At 73.6% G+C, this 20,901-nt stretch carries 17 protein-coding genes; 9 read left to right on the forward strand and 8 right to left on the reverse strand.

Going from position 1 to position 20,901, the window contains the following annotated elements; translation table 11 throughout:
• Positions 1-188 precede the first annotated feature (188 nt).
• From ACZ6RT_RS16245 to ACZ6RT_RS16275, 7 genes are all read left to right on the forward strand, one after another.
• Positions 189-809, forward strand: coding sequence for a DUF5941 domain-containing protein (locus tag ACZ6RT_RS16245; protein WP_470154265.1), 621 nt, complete (start codon positions 189-191; stop codon positions 807-809).
• A gap of 129 nt (positions 810-938) precedes the next feature.
• Positions 939-1,673 (forward strand): phosphocholine cytidylyltransferase family protein, encoded by a 735-nt coding sequence (locus tag ACZ6RT_RS16250; protein WP_399185943.1) that lies wholly within the window; start codon positions 939-941, stop codon positions 1,671-1,673.
• Positions 1,674-1,678: 5 nt separating this feature from the next.
• Positions 1,679-2,719, forward strand: coding sequence for an iron-containing alcohol dehydrogenase family protein (locus tag ACZ6RT_RS16255; protein WP_399185944.1), 1,041 nt, complete (start codon positions 1,679-1,681; stop codon positions 2,717-2,719).
• A complete protein-coding gene (locus ACZ6RT_RS16260; RefSeq protein ID WP_399185945.1) occupies positions 2,697-3,464 on the forward strand; it encodes a CDP-alcohol phosphatidyltransferase family protein in 768 nt (255 codons plus the stop codon). The genes ACZ6RT_RS16255 and ACZ6RT_RS16260 overlap by 23 nt, the downstream gene beginning before the upstream one ends.
• 196 nt (positions 3,465-3,660) lie before the next feature.
• Positions 3,661-4,542, forward strand: a complete 882-nt coding sequence (locus ACZ6RT_RS16265; RefSeq protein ID WP_399186097.1) for a glycosyltransferase family 2 protein — start codon at positions 3,661-3,663, stop codon at positions 4,540-4,542.
• 11 nt (positions 4,543-4,553) lie between these two features.
• Positions 4,554-5,429 carry a sugar kinase gene (locus tag ACZ6RT_RS16270; RefSeq protein WP_399185946.1) on the forward strand — a complete coding sequence of 292 codons (876 nt, stop codon included), beginning with the start codon at positions 4,554-4,556 and terminating at the stop codon, positions 5,427-5,429.
• A gap of 50 nt (positions 5,430-5,479) precedes the next feature.
• On the forward strand, positions 5,480-6,421 hold the full coding sequence (locus ACZ6RT_RS16275; RefSeq protein ID WP_470154213.1) for a ribonuclease Z: 942 nt from the start codon (positions 5,480-5,482) through the stop codon (positions 6,419-6,421).
• A 91-nt stretch (positions 6,422-6,512) separates the two neighbouring features.
• Here ACZ6RT_RS16275 and ACZ6RT_RS16280 read toward each other — a convergent pair whose 3' ends face one another.
• The 4 genes from ACZ6RT_RS16280 to ACZ6RT_RS16295 form a co-directional block, all read right to left on the reverse strand.
• Positions 6,513-7,250 carry an acetoacetate decarboxylase family protein gene (locus tag ACZ6RT_RS16280; protein WP_399185948.1) on the reverse strand — a complete coding sequence of 246 codons (738 nt, stop codon included), beginning with the start codon at positions 7,248-7,250 and terminating at the stop codon, positions 6,513-6,515.
• A complete protein-coding gene (locus tag ACZ6RT_RS16285) occupies positions 7,235-8,305 on the reverse strand; it encodes a glycosyltransferase (protein WP_470154215.1) in 1,071 nt (356 codons plus the stop codon). The genes ACZ6RT_RS16280 and ACZ6RT_RS16285 overlap by 16 nt, the downstream gene beginning before the upstream one ends.
• A gap of 100 nt (positions 8,306-8,405) precedes the next feature.
• A complete protein-coding gene (locus ACZ6RT_RS16290; RefSeq protein WP_470154217.1) occupies positions 8,406-10,844 on the reverse strand; it encodes an acyltransferase family protein in 2,439 nt (812 codons plus the stop codon).
• 320 nt (positions 10,845-11,164) lie between these two features.
• Positions 11,165-12,151 (reverse strand): NAD(P)-dependent alcohol dehydrogenase, encoded by a 987-nt coding sequence (locus tag ACZ6RT_RS16295; protein ID WP_399185951.1) that lies wholly within the window; start codon positions 12,149-12,151, stop codon positions 11,165-11,167.
• A gap of 299 nt (positions 12,152-12,450) precedes the next feature.
• Here ACZ6RT_RS16295 and ACZ6RT_RS16300 point away from each other — a divergent pair, with 299 nt between their 5' ends.
• Positions 12,451-13,254, forward strand: a complete 804-nt coding sequence (locus tag ACZ6RT_RS16300) for a DUF2306 domain-containing protein (RefSeq protein ID WP_470154220.1) — start codon at positions 12,451-12,453, stop codon at positions 13,252-13,254.
• Between the two features lie 139 nt (positions 13,255-13,393).
• On the opposite strand, the gene ACZ6RT_RS16305 is transcribed toward ACZ6RT_RS16300, so the two are convergent.
• From ACZ6RT_RS16305 to ACZ6RT_RS16320, 4 genes are all read right to left on the reverse strand, one after another.
• Complete coding sequence (locus ACZ6RT_RS16305) at positions 13,394-14,047, reverse strand: response regulator (RefSeq protein ID WP_399185953.1); 654 nt, start codon at positions 14,045-14,047, stop codon at positions 13,394-13,396.
• Positions 14,044-15,183, reverse strand: coding sequence for a sensor histidine kinase (locus ACZ6RT_RS16310; protein WP_470154221.1), 1,140 nt, complete (start codon positions 15,181-15,183; stop codon positions 14,044-14,046). Before ACZ6RT_RS16310 ends, ACZ6RT_RS16305 begins: the two co-directional genes overlap by 4 nt.
• 73 nt (positions 15,184-15,256) lie before the next feature.
• Positions 15,257-16,873, reverse strand: coding sequence for an LCP family protein (locus tag ACZ6RT_RS16315; RefSeq protein WP_399185955.1), 1,617 nt, complete (start codon positions 16,871-16,873; stop codon positions 15,257-15,259).
• A 155-nt stretch (positions 16,874-17,028) separates the two neighbouring features.
• The gene (locus ACZ6RT_RS16320; protein WP_470154222.1) at positions 17,029-18,558 is read right to left on the reverse strand and encodes a phospholipid carrier-dependent glycosyltransferase; all 1,530 of its coding nucleotides are present in this window, start codon (positions 18,556-18,558) and stop codon (positions 17,029-17,031) included.
• Positions 18,559-18,680: 122 nt separating this feature from the next.
• Here ACZ6RT_RS16320 and ACZ6RT_RS16325 point away from each other — a divergent pair, with 122 nt between their 5' ends.
• Complete coding sequence (locus ACZ6RT_RS16325) at positions 18,681-20,864, forward strand: hypothetical protein (protein ID WP_470154224.1); 2,184 nt, start codon at positions 18,681-18,683, stop codon at positions 20,862-20,864.
• Positions 20,865-20,901: the final 37 nt, after the last annotated feature.

Below are 20,901 nucleotides of genomic sequence, written 5' to 3' on the forward strand. Positions count from 1 at the left end.
GAGCTCCGCGGGCGCCGCGAGCACGGTGGGCGCGGTGGGCGCGGTGGGCGCGGCGGGCGCCCCGGCCGGCGGCCCGCGCTTCCGTCCGGATCCCTCCCGGGGGGAACGCCACGGCGGACACCGGGGGGAACGCCACGGGGGACACCACGGGGGACACCGACACGAACGGGGGAACGGGTGTGATCGCGATGTCCGTGCACATGACGCCGGTGCCGCGCAGCGCAGTGGTCGCGTACCGGGACGACGGGGTGCTGTCGCGGGGCATGGGCGCGCTGGTGGCGGGGCAGCTCCCGCCGCTGCCGCCGGCGGTCGTCGGGATGTTCGTGACCGGGGTGCTGCTGTTGGTCGGCGTGGCCGGTACCGACGGCCCGGCGGTGTTCGCCCCGGCGGTGGTGCTGCTGCTGACCGGTCCGGGCAGCTCCCACCCGCACGACGGCAGGCTCGACTGGCTGGTGCCGCCGATCCTGCGCCTCACCGAGTACGGCTTCGTGGCCTCGGTGGGCTTCGCGCACGACGTGCCGCCGGTGCTGATCTTCATGCTGCTCGGCGCGATGGCGTTCCATCACTACGATCTGGTCTACCGGTTGCGGCAGCGGGTCTACCCGCCGTCCTGGCTGGCCTCGGCCGGTCTCGGCTGGGACGGCCGGATGCTGCTGGTCGCGCTGGGCGGCCTCGCCGGGCAGGTCACCGCCGTCTTCGCGCTGCTCGCGCTGTACCTGTGGTGCCTGTTCTCCTGGGAGAGCGTCACCTGCTGGCTGGCCGCCCCCCGGGTCGGGGTGGACGCGGCCGACCTCGGCGCGCACGACTGAGGACCCCCGTGACGCACGATCGGGAACATCCGGCAAACTCCGGATTACACGATCAGGCCCCGAAGGCAACTAACCTTTGGGGCCTAGGAGTGCCCGCCGGGAGGCTCTCACCCGAATGAGGAGTGCACGTTGCTGGGAATGGTGCTGGCCGCCGGGGCCGGACGACGCCTGCGGCCGTACACGGACACGCTGCCCAAGGCTCTCGTGCCGGTCGACGGCGACACCACGATCATGGACATCTCGCTGCGGAACCTCGCGGCCGCCGATCTCCGTGACGTCGTGGTCATCGTCGGCTACCAGGCGCAGGCCGTACACGAGCGCAAGGCCGAGCTGGAACGGCGGCACGGCGTGAAGCTCACCCTCGTGCACAACGACAAGGCCGAGGAGTGGAACAACGCCTACTCGCTATGGTGCGCGCGCGAGTACTTCGACCAGGGAGTGCTCCTGGTCAACGGCGACACGGTGCACCCGGTCTCGGTGGAGGAGACGCTGCTGTCGGCGCCGGCGACCAGCGACATCCTGCTCGCGGTGGACGACGTCAAGAAGCTCGCCGACGAGGAGATGAAGGTGACCCTCGACGAGGACCGTCACCTGCGGCGCATCACCAAGCTGATGGACCCGTCCGAGGCCGCCGGTGAGTACATCGGCGCCACGCTGATCCGTTCCGGCATCGGCGAGCGCCTCGCCGACGCGCTGAAGGCGACCTTCGAGCGCGACCCGCAGCTGTACTACGAGGACGGCTACCAGGAGCTCGTCGCCCGCGGCGAGAAGATCGCGATCGCCCCCATCGGGGACGTCCCCTGGGTCGAGGTCGACAACCACGACGACCTCGCCAAGGCGCGGGAGATCGCGTGCCGATACTAGCCAGGATGCTGCCGGCCCCCCTGTCGATGGAGGTCCGGCGCGGTGCGGTCGCCCAGCTCGGCTCGCTGCTGGCCGACAGCAGGGTGGCGACCTCCGGCCGGGTGGCGGTGGCGGTGGGCGCGGGCCAGGGGGACCGGATCGCCTCGGTGATCGCCCCCTCGCTCGGCGAGGCCCGGGTCTTCCGGGTCCCGGACGGTTCGGTGGACGCGGCCGTCTCGCTCGGCGCGGACCTGCGCAAGGGCGCCTACGAGGCGGTCGTGGGCATCGGCGGCGGCAAGACCATCGACGTGACCAAGTACGCCGCGTCGCTGGCCGGGATCCCGATGGTCGCGGTGGCCACCAACCTGTCGCACGACGGGATCTGCTCGCCGGTGGCCTCGCTCACGCACGACGGAGGCAAGGGCTCGTTCGGCGTGCCCATGCCGCTGGCCATCATGGTCGATCTTGACTTCGTGCACGACGCGCCCGCCTCGCTGGTCCGCTCCGGTGTCGGCGACGTGGTCAGCAACCTGTCGGCGATCGAGGACTGGCAGCTCGGCGCGGGCGAGCGCGGCGAGCCGATCGACGGCCTGGCCTGCGCGATGGCCCGTACCGCGGCGGAGGCGGTGATCGGCCGGGGCGACTCGATCGAGTCCGACGCGTTCCTGACCGTGCTGGCCGAGGCGCTCATCCTGTCGGGCATGTCGATGGTGGTCGCCGGGTCCTCCCGTCCCTCCAGTGGCGGAGATCATGAGATCCTGCATGCCGTGGATCAGCTCTTTCCCGGTACCTCCAATCACGGCGAGCTCGCCGGGATAGGTGCCGCGTTCTGTTTCTTCCTCCGCGAGGACTCGCGCAGGCTCACCCAGGTCGTCGACTGCCTGCGCGGGCACGAGCTGCCGGTCACCCCCGCCGACGTGGGGTTGTCCGCCGGGCAGTTCACCGAGGCGGTCGCGCTGGCGCCGTCCACCCGCCCCGGCCGTTACACGATCCTTGAGCACCTGCGCCTGTCGGAACCGGAGATTCGCGAGCGGGTGGAGGATTATGTCCGGGCCGTCGGTCGCTGAGCTCCGTGCGGTGGCCCAGCCGCAGTCGACCATGGGCCGCAACAGCGGCGAGCACTGGGCCGGCTCGCTGTACATGCGCAAGCTGTCGATCTACGTCACCTGGGTGCTGGCCAAGACGCCGATCACGCCCAACCAGACCACCTGGCTGATGATCCTCACCGGGGTGCTGGCCGGGGTGGTGCTCGCGCTGCCCGGCCTGTGGACGGCCGTGCTGGCGGCCCTGCTGGTCCAGCTCTACCTGCTGCTCGACTGCTCCGACGGGGAGCTGGCCCGCTGGACCCGGCGCACCTCGATCACCGGGGTCTACCTCGACCGGGTCGGCCACTACTTCGCCGAGGCCGCCCTGCTGATCGGGCTGGGGTTCCGGGCCTCGCAGGTGCTGCCCGACTGGTACACGGTCGCGGGCTTCGCCGCCGCGCTCGGCGCCATCCTGATCAAGGCGGAGACCGACCTGGTGGACGTGGCCCGTGCCCGGTCGGGCCTGGTCGCGGCCACCGAGTCCTCGGCCGAGCAGTTCGGCTCGCGCGGGCTGGGCATGGCGCGCAGGGCCGCCGCGGCGCTGCGCTTCCACCGGATCGTGCAGGCGGTCGAGCTCTCGCTGCTCGTGGTGGTCGCCGCGATCTGGGACGCGATCAACGGGGGCCTGGCCGCGACGAGGGTGCTGGTGGTGGCCTGCGTGGTGGTGGCGGTGCTGCAGATGGTCCTGCACCTGATCAGCATTCTCGCCTCCAGGCGGCTTTCGTGAGGAACCGGATGGCGGCCGGGCGCGTCGTAGGAGCGGGCACCCCTTTGTTTGGTGGGTGTTCGTCGGCGGTTCCGATACGCTTGTTCCCCGGTAAACGCAGAACCCCAGGCCCGGCCAGATGTGCCCGATCCAGCAGACTCGGTGATCATGAAAGTATGCTCCGCACGTGCTCTCGACGCGTCAAGGCGATGACCCGTTGAAGATCTCGTGCGTCATCCTCACCATGGGCAACCGGGTCCCCGAGCTGGACCGGGCGGTGGAGTCCGCGCTGAACCAGGTCGACGGCGACGTCGAGGTGGTGATCGTCGGTAACGGCGCCGACGTCCCCGAGCTGTCGGTCTCGGTGCCCGCCGGTTCCTCGGCCTCGATCAGGAGCGTGCGGCTGAGCCACAACGCGGGCATCCCCGCGGGCCGCAACCGGGGCGTCGAGGAGTGCTCGGGCGACGTCGTCCTCTTCCTCGACGACGACGGCTGGTACGCCGACACCGGCCTGGTGGCCCACCTGCGGGAGCGCTTCTCCACCGAGCACGACCTCGCGGTCGTCTCCTTCCGGGTGAAGGACCCCGACGGGGGCGTCGGGCAGCGCCGGCACGTCCCCCGGCTGCGCGCGGGCGACCCCGAGCGCTCCTCCCCGGTGACCACCTTCCTGGGCGGCGCGTGCGCGATCCGCCGTTCGGCGTTCCTCCAGGTCGGCGGGCTTCCCGAGCGGTTCTTCTACGCGCACGAGGAGACCGACCTGGCCTGGCGGCTCCTCGGCGAGGGCTACCGCATCGAGTACGACGCCAAGACCGTCATGTACCACCCGCAGGTCCCCCCCACCCGGCACGCCGACTTCTACCGGCTCAACGCCCGCAACCGGGTCTGGCTGGCCCGCCGCAACCTCCCCTGGGTCCTGGCGGTGCTGTACCTGCTCAACTGGATCGTCCTGACGCTGGTCCGCGAGCGCTCCCGCTCCGCCCTGCGCGCCTGGTTCACCGGCTTCGTCGAGGGGCTGCGCGAGCCCGCCGGAGAGCGCCGCCCGATGGGCTGGAACACCGCCTGGCGGATGCTCCGCCTCGGCCGTCCCCCGATCGTCTGACCCCCTCCACCGTGGACGTGTACACCCTGGGCGAGGCGTTCGGCGTCGTCACCAGCGGCCGGATCCGCCACGAGCACGAGGCCAGGCTGGACGTCACCGGCGCGGAGTTCACCGTCGCGGTCGGGCTGGCCCGGCTCGGGCACGGGGTCGGCTGGCTGGGCAAGGTCGGCGACGACGAGCTGGGCGCGCGGATCCTCACGGCGCTGCGCGGCGAGGGCGTGGACGTCTCCGACGTCAGGGTGGACGAGGCGGCGCCGACCGGTCTGCTCCTGCGGGAGTCCAGGCTCGGCCAGCCCCCCTGGGTCACCTACTACCGCACCGGGGTCAGGCTAGCCCAGGGCAACGTCCCGATCGACCGGATCGCGGCCTCCCGCCTGCTGCACGTCAGCGGGATCACGGCCGCGCTGAGCGCGCGCGACGCCATGAACGCCGCGATACGGGCGGCGCGGACCGCCGGGGTCGCGGTCTCGGTCGCGATCGACTACAACGACCGGCTCTGGCCGGACCTGCGCGAGGCCGAGGAGATCCTCAGCGTGCTGGCGTGCTCGGCCGACGTGCTCTTCGTCCGGCAGAGCGAGCTCGACCTGGTCAAACCCGCGCTCACCGGGGACCGCGAGGTCATCGTGATCCGCGGCACCCGGGGGGCGAGCGTCCGGGTGGACGGCGTCCGTCACGACGCGCCCGGCCTGTCCACGCCCGTGGTGGACCGCAACGGGTCGGGGGACGCCTTCGTGGCGGGTTACCTCAGCGCGCTGCTGGAAGGGCTGCACCCCGCGGACCGGCTGCGCCGCGGCTTCCTGCTCGGGGCCTTCGCCTCGTCGGGCCCCAGCGACTGGCAGGGCCTGCCGACCAGGACCGAGCTGCCGCTGCTGGACCTCGACGCCTGACCCCCGCCCCCGCGGGTGTGCCCGGCCCGTGAGCGCCTACCATCGCCTTCGTGTCGAACCGAGAACTCGTCGTCCTGGGCACCTCCAGCGCGGTCCCCACCCGCCGCCGCAACCACAACGGCCATCTGCTGCGCTGGGACGGGTACGGCCTGCTGTTCGACCCCGGCGAGGGCACGCAGCGGCAGATGATCCACGCGGGCGTGGGCGTGCACGACGTCGACTGGATCTGCCTGACGCATTTCCACGGCGACCACTGCCTGGGGGTGCCGGGGATCGTCCAGCGGATGTCGCGGGACGGGGTGACCGAGGCGGACGCGGCCTTCCCGGCGAGCGGCGAACGGTACTGGGAGCGGCTGCGGCACGCGACGGTCTTCCACGACGTCGTACGGATCCGCGAGCACCCGCTCTCGGGGCCGGTGGCCGAGCTCGACACCGGCGGCGCGCCCTTCACGCTGACGGCCCGCAGGCTCGACCATCCGGTGGAGGCGTACGGTTACCGGCTGACCGAGCCCGACGGCGTCACCATGCTCCCGGACGAGCTCGCCGCCCGCGGCGTGCGCGGCCCCGACATCGGGCGGCTCCAGCGGGACGGCCGGGTCACCGCTCCGGACGGCCGGACGGTGACGCTGGCCGAGTGCGGGGTGCGCCGTCCCGGCCAGAAGATGGCCTTCGTCATGGACACCCGGCTCTGCGACCCGGTCTTCGAGCTGGCCGACGGCACGGACCTGCTGGTCATCGAGTCGACCTACCTGGACGAGGACGCCGCCCTGGCCCGGGACCACGGGCATCTCACGGCGGGGCAGGCGGGCCGGGTCGCCTCCGAGGGCGGGGTCGCGCGGCTGGTCCTGACCCACTTCTCCGAGCGGTACCGCGCCGAGGACGAGGAACGCTTCGCCGCCCAGGCGGCCGCGGTGTTCGGTGGGGACGTGGTCGTCGCCCGCGACCTCGGCCGCGTCCCGGTCCCGCCGCGCAGGGCCCTTCCCCCTCGCTGACCGGCGTGGACGGGCCGGGGGCGGCGTTCGGCCGGAGGAACCCCTTCGCGCAGGCCCTTCCCGCTCGCCGACCGGCCGGTCCCGTGGCCGGTCAGGGCTCCTTGGCCTCGCCGAAGGACATGGCCATGTGGGAGACCGTGGTCGTCATCAGGGCGCGCCTGGGCAGGCCGAGCTCGCTCAGCTCCTTGGCGATCGAGTGGTTGCCCAGCCGGATCAGCGCGCCTCCGGGACGTGCCCGGACGCCCCGGGGGGTCATCGACCACGGGATACGCCGGGTGACGCCCTCCAGGTGGCTGTAGGCGTCCATGGCGGTCATCATCCCGGTGCCCGGCACCGGGACGCCGGGTTTGATCAGCAGGTCCAGCACCATGCGGCCGTCCTTGCGCAGGATGCACCGCTTGTAGGGGGTGGACAGGCGCAGGTCGATGTCGGCGAGCTCCTTGGGAAAGCCCCAGATCGAGCGGCCGGCCTCCAGGGTGAAGCCCTGGTCGACGGGGAGCCAGTGGACGAACGCCCCCGCGCCCGCCGTGCGCAGCTCGGCCAGGTTCGCGCGCAGCCCGCCGCCCGGGGCGTGGCCGGACCCGGGAGGCCGGACCAGGAAGGCGATGCCGAACTCGTGGTACGGGTCCAGGTCGCCGTCGACGTAGTCGGCGAACATCAGCGTGCACAGCGCCTTACGGGGCAGCACCTCGGCGACGTCCAGGTTCGAGTAGGCGATCACGGCTCGCGCGGCGTCCGCCCGGACCAGGTAGGAGGCGGCGCAGACCGCGACGTCGCGGATGCGCACCGGCATGGCGACCTCGCGTCCCTGGATCAGATGACGTGCCATGCCTCCAGTACACCAATCTCCAGCCGTGACGTCACTGTTTTACCTGCCCATTCCTCAAGCATTCCTATGAATTCACCGGCTTTGTCCGGCCAGTTGTGATGGGCCAGTGCCTCGGCGTGACCGCGCGCCCCCATCTCCGCGGCCCCCGCCGGGTCGTCCCGCAGGGCCAGCACCGCGCGTACGGCCGCGTCCGCGTCCCCGTAGGGGACGACGGTCCCGCACCCGGTCCGCTCGACCAGCGCGGTCACGGCGGGCAGCGGCGTGGTGACCACCGGGATCCCGCGCGACATGTAGTCGATGACCTTGGCCGGCAGCGGGGGCCGGCCCGGCGCCCGGCGGGGGAGCGACAGGCCGGCGATCGCGCCCTCGGCCATCCGCAGCGCGTGCCGGTTGGGCACGTGGCCGTACCAGTCGAGCAGGCCCTGCCGCTGCGCGTCCCGCAGCATCGGCCTGACCCGGGCGTCGGCCGAGCCGATGAGGTCGAGCCTGATCCCGTACGGGAGCAGCGCGCGGGCCATGCCGATCAGCTCGTCCACGCCACCGGCCTCGGACAGGTGGCCGATGTGGACCACCCGGTTGCGACCGGGCGGCGCGGGCGGGAGGGCCGGCACGTAGGCGGCGTCGGGCACCACCGGGTGGGGCCGGTCGAACCGGTCGCGCAGGGACTCCTCGGACAGGATGAGGCGCAGGTCGCGTTCGGCGCGGGCCTCGACGCGGCGTACCAGCGCGGACAGGGCCCGGCGCGGGTGCCAGGCGGGGCCGGAGCCCGCGTCCTGCACGGCGGCGGCGCGTACGTCCCAGACCGTGACGGGGCGGCGTCCAGGCAGCCGGAACAGCAGCTCCAGGTCGTGCACGATCAGCAGGTCGGCGCCCTCCACCCCGCGGGCGAGAGCCCTGCGGGCGGCCTTGATCGAGCGCCCGCGGCGGTTGCCGATCGCCCGCGGCACGTCGATCGCGCGGATCGGCGGATCCGGGGTGACGTTGCAGTCGGTGAAGGGGGCGACGTAGGTGATCTCGTGGCCGGCGTCCAGAAGCGCCCGGATCTGCCGGTGCATGATCCGGGCGTCTTCCGGGTGATGAACGATCGTGGCGACACATACCCGCATACGCCGATGGTGGGCGTTTGTTCCGTCCTCCCCGGAGGGGTTGGGTTAACTACCGGGGAACCGCCGCTGAACTCTCCTGGGCGGGCCCGGCAGCTCCGGCGGGCCCCTCCGGTCCGGCGGGTCGGCCGGACGTCGCGGCGGCGTCGGCGGGCGCCGGGGACGGGCGGCGGTAGAGCCAGACCAGGCGGGGTTCGAGCAGCCACTTGAAGAGCCTGCGGGTCTCGGGCAGGCAGAGCACGATGGCCAGGGCCAGCGAGCTCGACGCGATCGCGGCCACGCCCAGCGGGCCGTACAGCCAGGGGAAGCTCAGCCAGCCCTGGTCCTTGGCGATGACCACGACGACGCCGTGCAGCAGGTAGGCGTACAGGGTGCGGGTCCCCAGGTCGGAGAACCAGGTCTCGCGCCTGGGCACCAGCGCGAGCACCGCGAACGTCATGACCAGCGCCGCGACCAGCACGGCGGCGCGCACCCCGAACCCCAGCCACCAGGTCATGTCCATGGCCTTGAAGCTGTAGCGGAAGTAGATCGGGTCGAGCGGCACCCGGGGCGCGATGACGATCGCCACCCCGGCGGCGCAGGCCAGGACGACCGCCGAGGTGATCCTGACCCACAGGGGCTTGAGCAGGTCGAAGTGCTCGGGCTTGAGCAGCAGGCCGAAGACGTAGAACGGGAGCAGGCCGAAGAAGCGGTCGATGCTGAAGTCGCCGGAGATCTCGGAGAAGCCCGCGGCCATGTAGATGACCACGGCGACCAGCAGCGGCTGCCGCATCCGGGTCCAGATGGGCGTGGAGATCCGCCAGAGGACCAGGGCGAGCAGGTACCAGTTCAGCCAGGCCGGGTCGATGATCGTGAGCGTCCACTTCTGGCCCAGCGCGAAGCGCAGCAGCGCGTACCCGATCTCCACCACCACGTACGGGATCAGCAGGGTGTCGACCAGCTTGTTGATCTTCGCGTTGGAGTTCCAGAAGTTGCGGCCCAGATAGCCGCTGATCAGCACGAACGCCGGCATGTGGAACATGTAGATGAACAGGTACGCGGCCTCGGCCGAGTGCGCCTTCAGGGTGGGCACCAGCGCGTGGCCCGTCACCACCAGGGCGATCAGGACGAACTTCACGTTGTCCAGGTAGGGCTCGCGCTTCTTCCTGGCCGCGGGGGCGGGCTCCTCGGCGACCGGCTCGCGCTCGCGCTCGGCCCGCCGCTCCTGCTCGGCCGCGGGCCCCTGGTTCCAGAACGAGGGCTCGCCCTGGCCACCGGCGTTCTCCCAGTAGGAGAAGGGACGCTCCTCCGGAGCCGGAGCCGGAGCCGGAGCCGGAGCCGGAGTCGGGACGGGACCCGGCACGGGGGCGGCCCGCGGCAGGGACCGCCCGGTCTGCGGTGCTGACTGCGGTGCGGACTGCGGCGCCGACTGCGGTGCGGTGTGGGGGTGTCCGGCACCGGGGAACGGCTCGGGGAACGACGGGTGCCCCGGGCCTGCCGTCCGGCCGTGCCCCTGGGGCCGGGCCGCCCCACCCGGCGGGGGCACGGCGTACGGGTGCGCGCCCGGCTGCGGGTGGGCAGTCGGATGGGCGGGCGGCGGGGAGCCGGGGGGCACCCCCCGGTCCGGCCGGGGGGCGGGGACCCGGGAGGCGGCGTACGGGTCGGAGCCGTGGGAGGCGGGACCCTGCGACGCCGGGCCGTACGGGTCGGAGCCGTGCGAGGGGGTGCGCGGGGCGGGGGGACGCTCCTGGGCCCAGGACGCGTCCCGCATCCAGGCCCGGTCGTCGTGCCCGCCGGCGCGGTCCTCGGGCGTCCGCGGGGGAGCGACTCCCGGCGGATCGGGTGTTCCCAGAGGAGCGGGCGTTCCCAGGGGGGGTGTCCCCGGGAGGTCCTCGCGCGCCCAGGCCGGGCCATCCTGTGCCCAGGCGAGGCTCTCCTGCCCCCAGGACTGGTCGTCGCGCGCCCAGAACGACCCCTCCTGGGACCAGGCCGGGTCGTCGGGGCTCCAGGAGGCGCCCCGGGGCACCGGCTCGGGCTCCAGCGGCTTGGACAGGTCGAGCGGATCGCGGGAGTCGTACGGCTCGCCGGGGTGGGCCTCCCGGTACACCGGGTAGGCCCCCCACTCGGTGGCCTCACCGGGGCGGTCGTCACGCGTGTCGTCGCGTACGTCGTCGCGCGGGCCGCCGTGCCGGGGCGACCGGCCGAAGGTGGTGGCGCCGTGGCCGGGCGGCTCCGGCCACGCGGGCCGGGAGGGCCCGGAAGGCCCGGAAGGCCCGGAGGGCTCGGAGGATCGGGAAGGCCGGGAGTCGCCGGGCTCCGGGTCGGGAAGGCGGTGTCCGCCGGACTCCGGCCACGGGGAGCGGGACGGCTCGAATCCCAGGGGCGGGGTCCGGGACGCGTCCGGTCCCGGGTCGGACCTCCGGCCCTGTCCGCCGGTGGACCGGCCGGGGCCGGCGTCGGAACCGCCGTCGTCCTGGGGGGCCGGCACCTGGAAGGATCGGATGTCGCTCACGGGGGGATGGCTCAGCTATCTCTCGGAGGCCGGGGAGTGGTCGGGCAGACCGACGGGGCGCCCGGAGCGGGCCGGATGCGCGGGGGTTCGCCGTGCCGCCGTCACCACCCTAAACCGACCGTGCGCCCTGTGTCGCACACCCGCTTCGATTCCGGAGGTTCCCGGGTAATCGTGACCGTCCACGATCCGGCGGCCCGGCCGCACGGTGCGGGCACGGCGGGCCGGGGCACGGGCCGGCCGGGGACCACGGGCTCACGATGCCACGCCCGGCGGGCGCGTCCCGCCGCGGGACGGTCCCACGCCGGCTCCCGTCCGCGCCGTCAGACCGTGACGACGACCTTCCCCGGCGCGTGCCCCCGCTCCTGGTACCCGACGGCCGCCGGGATCTCCTCGAACGGGTAACGGCGGTCGATGAGCGGGGTGAGCCGCCCGTCCTCGATGAGCTCGGTCAGCGTCACCAGGTTCCGCCCGATCCCCGTGCTCCGGACCAGGTCGACCATGACGATCCTCTGCGACACGAACGGCGACATCGCGAGCGTCGCGAAGATGCGGCCGACGGGCCGCACCCACCGCCCGCCCGGCCCGCCGATCAGCGCGCAGGTCCCGCCGGGGGTCAGCACGCGCCGGTACGCCCGCCACGGGTGGCTTCCCGCGATGTCCAGGAGCAGGTCGTGGCGCCGCCCGTCGCGGGTGAAGTCCCGCGCGGTGCGGTCGACGACCTCGTCCGCGCCGAGCGAGCGGACCAGCTCGACGTTCCGCGTGCCGCACACGGCGGTGACCCTCGCGCCGAACGCCTTGGCGAGCTGTACGGCGAACGTGCCCACGCCTCCCGACGCCCCGTTGACGAGCACGCTCTGCCCCGGCCGGACCCGCCCGGCGTCCCGCAGGGCCAGCAGTGCGGTGATGGCCGCCAGCGGCACCGCGGCCGCCTGCTCGTACGAAAGGTTCCCCGGTTTGGGCGCGAGCTCGTCCTCGCGGACGCACGCGTACTCGGCGAAACCGCCCTGCTTGGGCATCCCGAAGACCTCGTCACCGGGACGGAACCCCGTCACCTTCCGGCCCACCGCCTCGACCCGTCCCGCGATGTCGGCGCCCAGCACGCGGATCTTCGGTGCGCGCAGCCCGGGACCGCCGCCCATCAGGCGCGCGACGTACGGCTCCCCCCGCATGAGGTGCCAGTCGTAGGGCTGGACGGAGGTGGCGCGCACCCGGACGAGCACCTCGTCGTCGGCGGGCACGGGCGTGTCGATCTCGGTGAGATCCAGGACGTCGGGTGAGCCGTACGAACGCAGGACGAACGCCTTCATGACATTCCTCATTCCTCGTGGGTGCGGGACGGGACATCGGCCCGCCGGAGGCCGTCAGCCTCATGGAGCGGCCGGATCGGCGCGTCGCCCGCGCCGCTGGACGGCCCGTGGAGCGCCGGGGCCGCCGGTGCCGGCGGCCGGACGGTGACGAGCGCGTCCCGGGCCACGCAGGGTCAGCGTAGGAGTCCCGCGCGGAGGGTCCATCGGCCGAAAGTACGCCTGATCAGTGGATGATCGGCCAGTGCGGAGCGGGCCTTTCCGGCGATGACCGCCGCCGTGCCGGCGGTCACGATCGGGGCATGACCGATGAGAGCCCGACGGGCCGCACCCTGTCCGAGCAGCCGCCGCGACACCGACCCGCGGACGGACGGGACACGCGGGGAACCTCCACCGGACCGGGCGCGAGGCCGGACGGCGGAACGAGCGCCGGGACGAACGGTGGAAGGAACGCCGGGGCGAAAGGCGGAAAGGGCGGGACGAACCGGCTCGCGCTCGCCGGGCTGATCGCGCTCGGCGTCGTCCCCCTGGTCGCCGGAGCCGCCCGCCTGACCGAGCTGACCGGTGGTGCGGAGATCACGCCGGAGAACGCGCGGTTCTTCGCGGCGCCCGTGCCCGTGGTGCTGCACATCGTGGGCGTCGGCCTGTACACGCTTCTGGGGGCGTTCCAGTTCGCCACCGGTCTCCGCCGGCGCAGACCCGGCCTGCACCGCGCCGCCGGGCGGGTCCTGGTCCCGGCCGGGCTCGTCGCGGCGCTCACGGGGTTGTGGATGACGGTGTTCTATCCGCCCGCCCCCGAGGGGAGCGATCTGCTGTCCGCCGTCCGGCTCGTGTTCGGCACGGCCATGGTGGTGGCCATCGTCCTGGGCGTCGCCGCGATCCGGCGGCGGGACGTCGCCCGGCACCGTGCCTGGATGATCCGCGGGTACGCGATCGGGCTGGGCGCGGGCACGCAGGTGCTGACCCTCATGCCGTGGTTCCTGATCGTCGGGACGCCGGGCAAGGTCACCACCGCGCTGCTCATGGCCGCCGGCTGGGTGATCAACGTCGTGGTGGCCGAACGGATCATCCGTGGGAGGCCGCGTCCCCGACGTGATCGTCCGTGAGCGGCCACCGTTCCGGCCCGGATCCTGACGGGGGTCGTCACCGTTCCGAGCCGGGTCCCGGCCCGGGTCGTCCCGTGAGCGCCACCGTTCCGGCCCGGGTCCGGGCCCGGGTCGTCCCGTGAGCGGCCACCGGCTCGGTTCAGCTCCCGGCGCGGCCGGTCTCGTAGGCCCATATCGCGATCTCGACGCGATTGCGGGCGCCGAGCTTGGCCATCAGGCTGGCGATGTGGGACTTGACGGTGCTGAGGGAGATGTACAGCTCGGCGGCGATCTCGTTGTTGGTCCGCCCGCGCGCCACGGCGGCCAGGATCTGCTCCTCCCGGTCGGTGAGCGCCTCGACGGGCCGCACCGGGGTCGCGCCCGCGTTGCGGGTGAAGGTCCCGAGCAGGCGCGCGGTGACGCTCGGGGCGATGAGCGCGTCACCGTCGGCGGCGGCGTGGACGGCCTGGGAGAGCAGGACCGCGCCGGCGTTCTTGAGCAGGAACCCCCGGGCGCCGGCCCTGAGCGCGGCGTAGACGTACTCGTCCAGGTCGAAGGTGGTGATGACGACGACGGCGAGGGGGTCGGGGACGTCCGGTCCGGCGAGGGCGCGGGTGGCCTCGATGCCGTCGATGCCGGGCATGCGGATGTCGAACAGGCACACGTCGGGGCGCAGCCGCCGTGCGAGCTCGACGGCCCGCCGCCCGTCGCCGGCCTCGCCGACGACCTCGATGCCCGGCTGGGCGTTGAGGATCATGGTGAGCCCGGTGCGGACGATCTCCTGGTCGTCGGCGACGAGCACCCGTACGCTCACGTCGCCGCTCCGGTCCGGGGCAGCACGGCGCTCACGGTCCAGCCCCGGTCGGGGTCCGGGCCGGCCACGCAGGTGCCGCGGAGCAGGTGGGCGCGCTCGATCATGCCGATGAGCCCGTACCCCGGTGACGCGACCGGGCGGATGAGGCCGCCGTCGCCGTCGTCGTTCACGCGCAGGCGCACCGACGCGTCGTCGGCGGTGACGCGGACCTCGATGCGGGTGGCGTGCCGCGCGTGCCGTCTGGCGTTGGTGACGGACTCCTGCGCGAGGCGGTAGATCGCGGCCTCCACCGACGGGGGGAGGTCGCCGAGATCGCCCGAGATCTTCACGTCGACGGACGGGCCGGAGGAGCCGTGGTCCGCGAGGTGCTCGATGTCGGCGATGCGCCGGCCGGGCGCCAGGTCCATCGGACGGTCCGTGCGCAGGACGCGGACCATGGCCTGCATCTCGGCCAGGGCGCGTCCCGCCTCGGCCTCGATCACGCGCAGCGCGTCGGTGGCGGCCTCCGGTCGTGAGTCCGACGTGGCCAGGCCCGCCTGGGCGCGTATCGCCATCGCCGAGACGTGGTGGGCGACGGTGTCGTGCAGGTCGCGGGCGAGCTGTTCGCGTTCGAGCAGCTTGGCCTGGTCGAGCTCGCGCGCCCTGGCCCGGGCCCGGTAGCGCAGCGCCCCGCCCAGGGTGACGGTCGAGGACAGGAAGGCGAACGCGCCGACCGCGTCGGCGACGGTGGTGTGCACGCTGAGCACGGTGAGGGCGGCCGAGGCGAGCATGATCACGAGCCCGGTCACGGCCTCGCGTCCCGACCCCCACCGGAACAGCGCGTACGGGAGGATGAGCTGGTAGATCATCGTGTACAGCTCCGACAGGGGCTCGCCCACCAGCAGGGAGGGCAGCCCGCCGACGGCGAAGCAGATCACGACCATCAGCAGCGGCCTGGTGCGGCGCCACAGCAGGGTGGGCGCCAGCGCGACGGCGACGCCCACCGAGACGGCCCGCCACGGCAGGTCCGGACGCAGGACCCCTTCGAGCACCGCGACCGGGACGATCACCCCCACGAGCACCCAGTCCCGCCACACGCGCCGCGGAGCGTCCGGGGGGCGGGGTTCGTCCCAGAGGGAACGAAGGACGGCGAGCACCCCATCATCGTACGGACCCGCCGGACGACCCGGAGCGGGCCGCGGGCCCGGCCCCGGGACCGGGCCGGGGGCGTCAGGTGCAGGGGTTGGTCTTGCTGTCCACGACCTTGTCGGTGAGGGCGTCGGGGATCTTGGGAAGGGCGCGGACACCCGGCCAGTCGGCACCGATGATCAGCTGGATGACCGGCCCGTCCGGGGCCTTGCCGCCGGCGGTGGGCGGGGGCGCCACCGTCGGCACGTACTTCTCCGTGGTGAGGGGCTTGACCTTGCCCGCGACCGGGGCGCGCTTGTCGCCCGAGAGCCTCGCGGCCACGGCGTCACCGTAGGAGACGCCGTCGGCGGCGTCCTTCTTGGCGTAGCGCACCGTGGTGGTGGGCACGTTGCCGGTCGCCGGGCGGGCGTTGCCGACGTGGGTGACCACGAACCCCTGGTCCGCCAGCTCGTCGGCGACCTGCTTGGCCCGGCCCGGCGTGTCGGTGCCGTTGAACACCTGGAGCCTGACCTGCTCGCGCTTGACCGCGGGCTTGGCCTTGGGGTCCGGGGGCGGGGTGACCTCGGTGTCGTTCTTGATCGCGGCGAAGAGCTGGTTGGCGTACGGCTGCACCCAGGCGACCCGGTTCGGGTCGTCGGGGTGGGGACCCCACGGGACGGTGATCAGCTTGACGCCGCTGGCGGTCAGCTTCTGGGCGCTCTGCCCGATCTGGAGCAGGGTGCCGGTGTCCTCGGCCAGGGCCTTGTCCATCCGGACGGACTGGGCTGCGGTCTTGATGAAGTTCAGCATCTTGGCGGGGTCGCTCAGCAGCTCGGTGCTGGTGGCCTTCTTCACCACCTGGCTGAGGAAGACCTGCTGGCGCTTGATGCGGCCGATGTCGCTGCCGTCGCCGTAGTTGCGCAGCCGGACGTAGCCCAGCGCCTTCTCACCGGCCAGCAGGTGCCAGCCGGCCGCCAGGGTGAGCTTCGCCTTCTTGTCGTCGACCGGCTTGGTCAGGCAGACCCGGACGCCGCCGAGGGCGTTCACGATGTTCTTGAAGCCGGTGAAGTCGACCTCGACGAAGTGGTCGATGTGGATGTCGGTGAGCGCTTCGAGCGTGGTGATCGTGCAGGTGATGCCGCCCTCGTTGTAGGCGGTGTTGATCATCTCGGTCCGGGCCGGGACCTGCTGGCCCGTCTCCGACTTGCAGGGGGGCATGTCGACCACGGAGTCGCGCGGGAAGCTGACGAACGTCGCCTTGTCGCGGTCGGGGGCGATGTGCATGAGGATGATCGTGTCGGTGCGCTTGCCCGCGTTGGCCATCTTCTGGCCGTACTTGAGGTTGTCGCCCTCGCGGGTGTCGGAGCCCACGATGAGCACGTTGAGCGCGCCCGTGGCGTTCACCGGCCGGTTGTTGCCGAGCTTGCCGGAGAGGTCGACCGTCTGGAACTCGCCCAGCGTGTCCCGGTAGACCTTGTATCCGCCCAGGGTGCCGAGCACCAGCACCCCGGTCGCCGCGATGCTCGCCCAGGCGCCGATGCCGAGGCGCCGCGGCCTGCGGCCCCTGCCCTTGGGCGGGGCCTGCCCGGGGGGCGGCGGATTCGCGGACGGGCTCGGCTCGGTGGGTGTCTGCGCTCCCGCTCGCCGCGTCGCCCGGCGGCCGGGGGAGGTCGTCTCGGCCCGGCGGTCTCTGACGGTGGCCTGCCGGTGGTCGCTCATGCGGTCCTCCCGCTCGGCGGCGTCTTCCGGTGGTGATGCGGCTCGATCATCGCGCCCAAAGAGTAGATCATGGGGTGCGCACCAGGAGCCGTGATGATGCGAACTTGGCCAAGACCGCCCCCTGAGGCCGCTGCGGGATCCGGCGGCCAGCATACTCAGATACGGACATTTAGTGGAATGTTACGGAATTTAGGTTTACTTACGATCAGTGCTGCTGCCAGGCAGGCGGCGGGCACCGCGGGCAGCACGTAGCGGTAGTCGAACTCGGCCACCGCCGGAGGCATCACCAGCAGCACCGCCGCCACCGACCAGGGCAGCGCCCACGCCGTGGAGTCCGGGCGGAACCGCCGGACGCACGCCGCCGTGGGCGGCAGCAGCAGGATCACCAGCACCGCCGCGCCCGGCAGTCCGGCGACTCCCTGGTAGGTACGCATCCAGCCCGCGTACGGTTCGACGATCCGGGTGGAGATCGGGCCCCGCTGGTAGCGTTCCGCGGCCTGGGCCCCCACCGTCGCCGGATAGCGCCCCGGGGGCGCGGGCGGCGTCGCCGGGAAAAGGTAGTAGTCGTAGATCTCCTGATCCGGGTAGACCGGGCGGCCCACGGTGAACGACCGGGCCAGCTCCGAGGCGACCGAGCCCAGATAGGCCAGCGGCTGGCTGCGGATCGCCAGCGAGGCGAACCGCCCGGCCAGCGCGTCGTTCTCCCGGGTGAAGGTGATGCCGGGCAGCCTCACCAGCGGCGAGTCCTGCGACCAGACGTACTCCTGCGCGGGAGGGCGCAGGGCGGCCGGGCGCGGGTCGCAGAGCACGGCCAGGTCCGGCGGCGGCCGCATCACCCCGCAGTCGGCGAAGGTCATCGTCTTGGCGTACAGGAAGACGCCGTTCGCGCCCACGATGCCGATCCGCTGGTACGTCGCGTGGAACCAGGCCCCGTAGCCGAGGATCGGCACCGCCGCGGCGGCCAGCATGATCCCCGCCGCGAGCACCCGGCCGCGCTCCCGGAAGATCAGCCAGGCCGCGAAGAGCGCCACCAGCGGCAGCCCGACGGTCCTGGTCAGCGTCGCCGCCGCGAGCAGCAGGCCGATCCCGGCCGCGGTACGCCGCCCGATCCGGCCCCCGGACCTCGTGTGGCCGCGTACGGCCAGGCAGGTCGCCGCGACGACCAGGAGCGTGAAGAGGGTGTCGGAGACCAGCAGGTGTTCCAGCTCGATCTGGTAGGCGTCCAGCAGGGAGGGGGCGGAGGCGAGGGCCGCGGCCCAGCCGGGCGCGCCCAGCCGCCGCGCGGTGAGGTAGACCAGCAGGCCGACCAGCAGGCCCAGCAGGTGCTGGACCACCGTGACCACGGCGAAGTCGTGGAACGGCTCCAGCAGCCGCAGGAGCATCGGGTACCCGGCGGGCCGGACCAGGTCCGGGCGGGGCTTCAACGCGGTGACGACGTAGGTGTAGGAGTCGGGGAACCAGAGCGCGGGACGGTAACCGAGCACGGTGACCAGCCGCAGCACGACCCCCGCGCCCAGCAGCCCCAGGAACCAGCGATGCTCCCGCAGCCCGCGCCCGGCGGAAGAGCCCTGCTCCCCGGTGAGGTCCTGCTCCCCGGCGGAGTCGTGCCCGCCGGGGGGAACGCGTCCGCCCGGGAGCCCGCGGACGCCCGGGAACCGCCGACGCAGCCGCGCCCACCCGACCACTCTTCCCCCTCCTCGCACGCTGGCGTACGCTACCGGCTTCCCCGCGACGCCGCGCCCGCGGCCGGGTACGGGCACGGCGCGCCCGTCGCGGCCCGGGGTTGGCACTACGCTCTGGTCGCATCATGACCACCGGCCCGCTGGATCGCGCGCGCACCACGCCCTCGGCGGGCAGGGTGCTCGCCGTGCTCCCGGTCCTGCCCGCGCTGGCGGTGGCGGGCTGGCTGCTCGCCGGTCTGCCGCTGCTGCTGCTCGGTGCCTTCCGGCCGCTCGCCGCGGTCCCGCTCGGGCTGGTGACCGTCGCGCTGCTGTGCCGGTACGGCCTGCGGCGCGTGCCGGAGATCGCCGGGGCCACCGCCCGGCAGGTCGCCTCGGTGGTCGCGGTCGCCCTGGGCTCGGGGATCTTCAACGGCCTGCTGCACGGCGAGCAGCTGATCGTCCGCCGCGACCCCGGCACCTACGCGCAGTACGCCCTCTGGCTGGCCGGGCACGGCTCCCTGCCGGTGCCCCGCGGGGAGTGGGCCTTCGGCGGCGCCGACCCGGCGCTGCGCTTCGACAGCGTGGGCTTCTACGACTTCGGCGGGGCCGTCGTGCCCCAGTTCATGCCCGGGGCGCCGATGCTGCACGCGGCAGGCGCCTGGGCGGGCGACATCGCCGGGATGCTGCTGGTGCCCCCCCTGCTGGGGGCGGCGGCCGTGCTCGTCGTCGGGGGCATGGCCGCCCGGCTCATCGGACCCCGCTGGGCCTGGCTCGCCGCGCTGCTCTTCGCCGTCTGCCTGCCGATCCTCTACACCTCGCGGACCACCTTCAGCGAGATACCCTCCCTGATCCTGATCTTCGGGGGCCTCGCCCTGCTGCACGACGCCCGGCTGTCCGACGCCCTGCCGCCCGGCGCCGGAGCACGGTCCCGCGCGGTCACCGGGTCCCCGCCCGGCCCGGGTGCCGGGTCCGGGCCGGTGGGCCTCGGGGGGGCGGACCCCGGGAGGGCCGCGGGAACGAGGGGGCTCGCGGGCCTGGCCGGGCTGGTGATCGGGCTGGCGGTCATGGTCAGGATCGACGGGCTGCGCGACCTGCTCCCGGTGCTCGCCTACGCCGGGCTGCTGATCGCCCGTGGCCGGGCCGGTGAGCGGGAGGCGGGCCGGGCGGGCGTGCCGCTGCTCGGCGGGCTGGTGGCCGGGGCCGGGCTGGGGCTGGCCGCCGCCTACCTGCTGTCGCGGCCGTACCTGAGGTACCTGTCGGGCTCGCTGGTGCCGCTGCTGCTCATCTGCGGCGCGGTCGTGCTCCTCATCGCGGTGGCCGCGGCGCTCGCCCCGCGTCTCGCGGGCCCGGTGCGGCGGGCCGCCCGGGTCCGGTGGCTGCCCGGGGCCGCCTCCGGCCTGGTCGTCCTGGCCGCCGCGGCCTTCGCGGTGCGGCCGTGGCTGCAGACCGTGACCCGCCGGCCCACCACGCCGGAGGACCGCACGACCTCCCTCTTCATCGCCGCGGTCCAGAAGGCCAACGGCCTGCCGACCGAGGCGTACCGGCTCTACTACGAGAACTCGGCGCACTGGGTGGCCTGGTACGTCGGGATCCCGGCGGCGCTGCTGGCCGTGCTCGCCGCGGCGGTGCTCGCCCGCAGGCTGGTGCGGGGAACGGCCGCAGGATGGGCGCTTCCGCTGGCCGTCGTCCTCTGGACCACCGCGGGCACCCTCTACCGTCCGGCCATCACCCCCGACCACCCGTGGGCCGCCCGCCGGCTGGTCCCCGTGATCATCCCTGGCCTGGTCCTGCTGGCCGTCTGGGGCCTTCGCCACCTGCGCGACCGGGCCCGCCGGTCCGGGTACGGCCCGGCCGCGCGGCGCCGGATCACCGTGGGCGGCGCCGTCCTGCTGCTGGCCTTCCCCGTGATCACCTCCGCGGGGACGGCCTTCACCCCGGTCGAGCGCGGCGAGCGCGCAGCGGTCGAGGCGCTCTGCGCGGCCCTGCCCGCCCGCGCCTCGGTGCTCGTCGCCGAGCGCGTCACCGCCGACCGCTTCACCCAGGTCGTCCGGGGCACCTGTGACGTCCCCACCGCCCGGATCGTCCTGGCCCCCCGCTCGGACGTGCCCGCCCCCGCCGACGTCGCCCGGCTGGCCGCCCGGGTCCGCGCCGCCGGGCGCGTCCCGGTGCTGCTCGCCGCCAAGGACACGCAACTGTTCGCGTACGGGATGCCCGTCCAGGTCATGAACCTCCGCGTCCGCCAGGACGAACGCTCCCTGGTCGACGCGCCGAACGCCACCTGGTCCCTGTCCGCCGACGTCTGGATGGCGGTCCCGGCCGCGGGTACATAGAGGGGAGGACCCGCCCGCGAGCGAGGCGTCACCGCCG

This window comes from Streptosporangium sp. NPDC050148 (assembly GCF_055586505.1).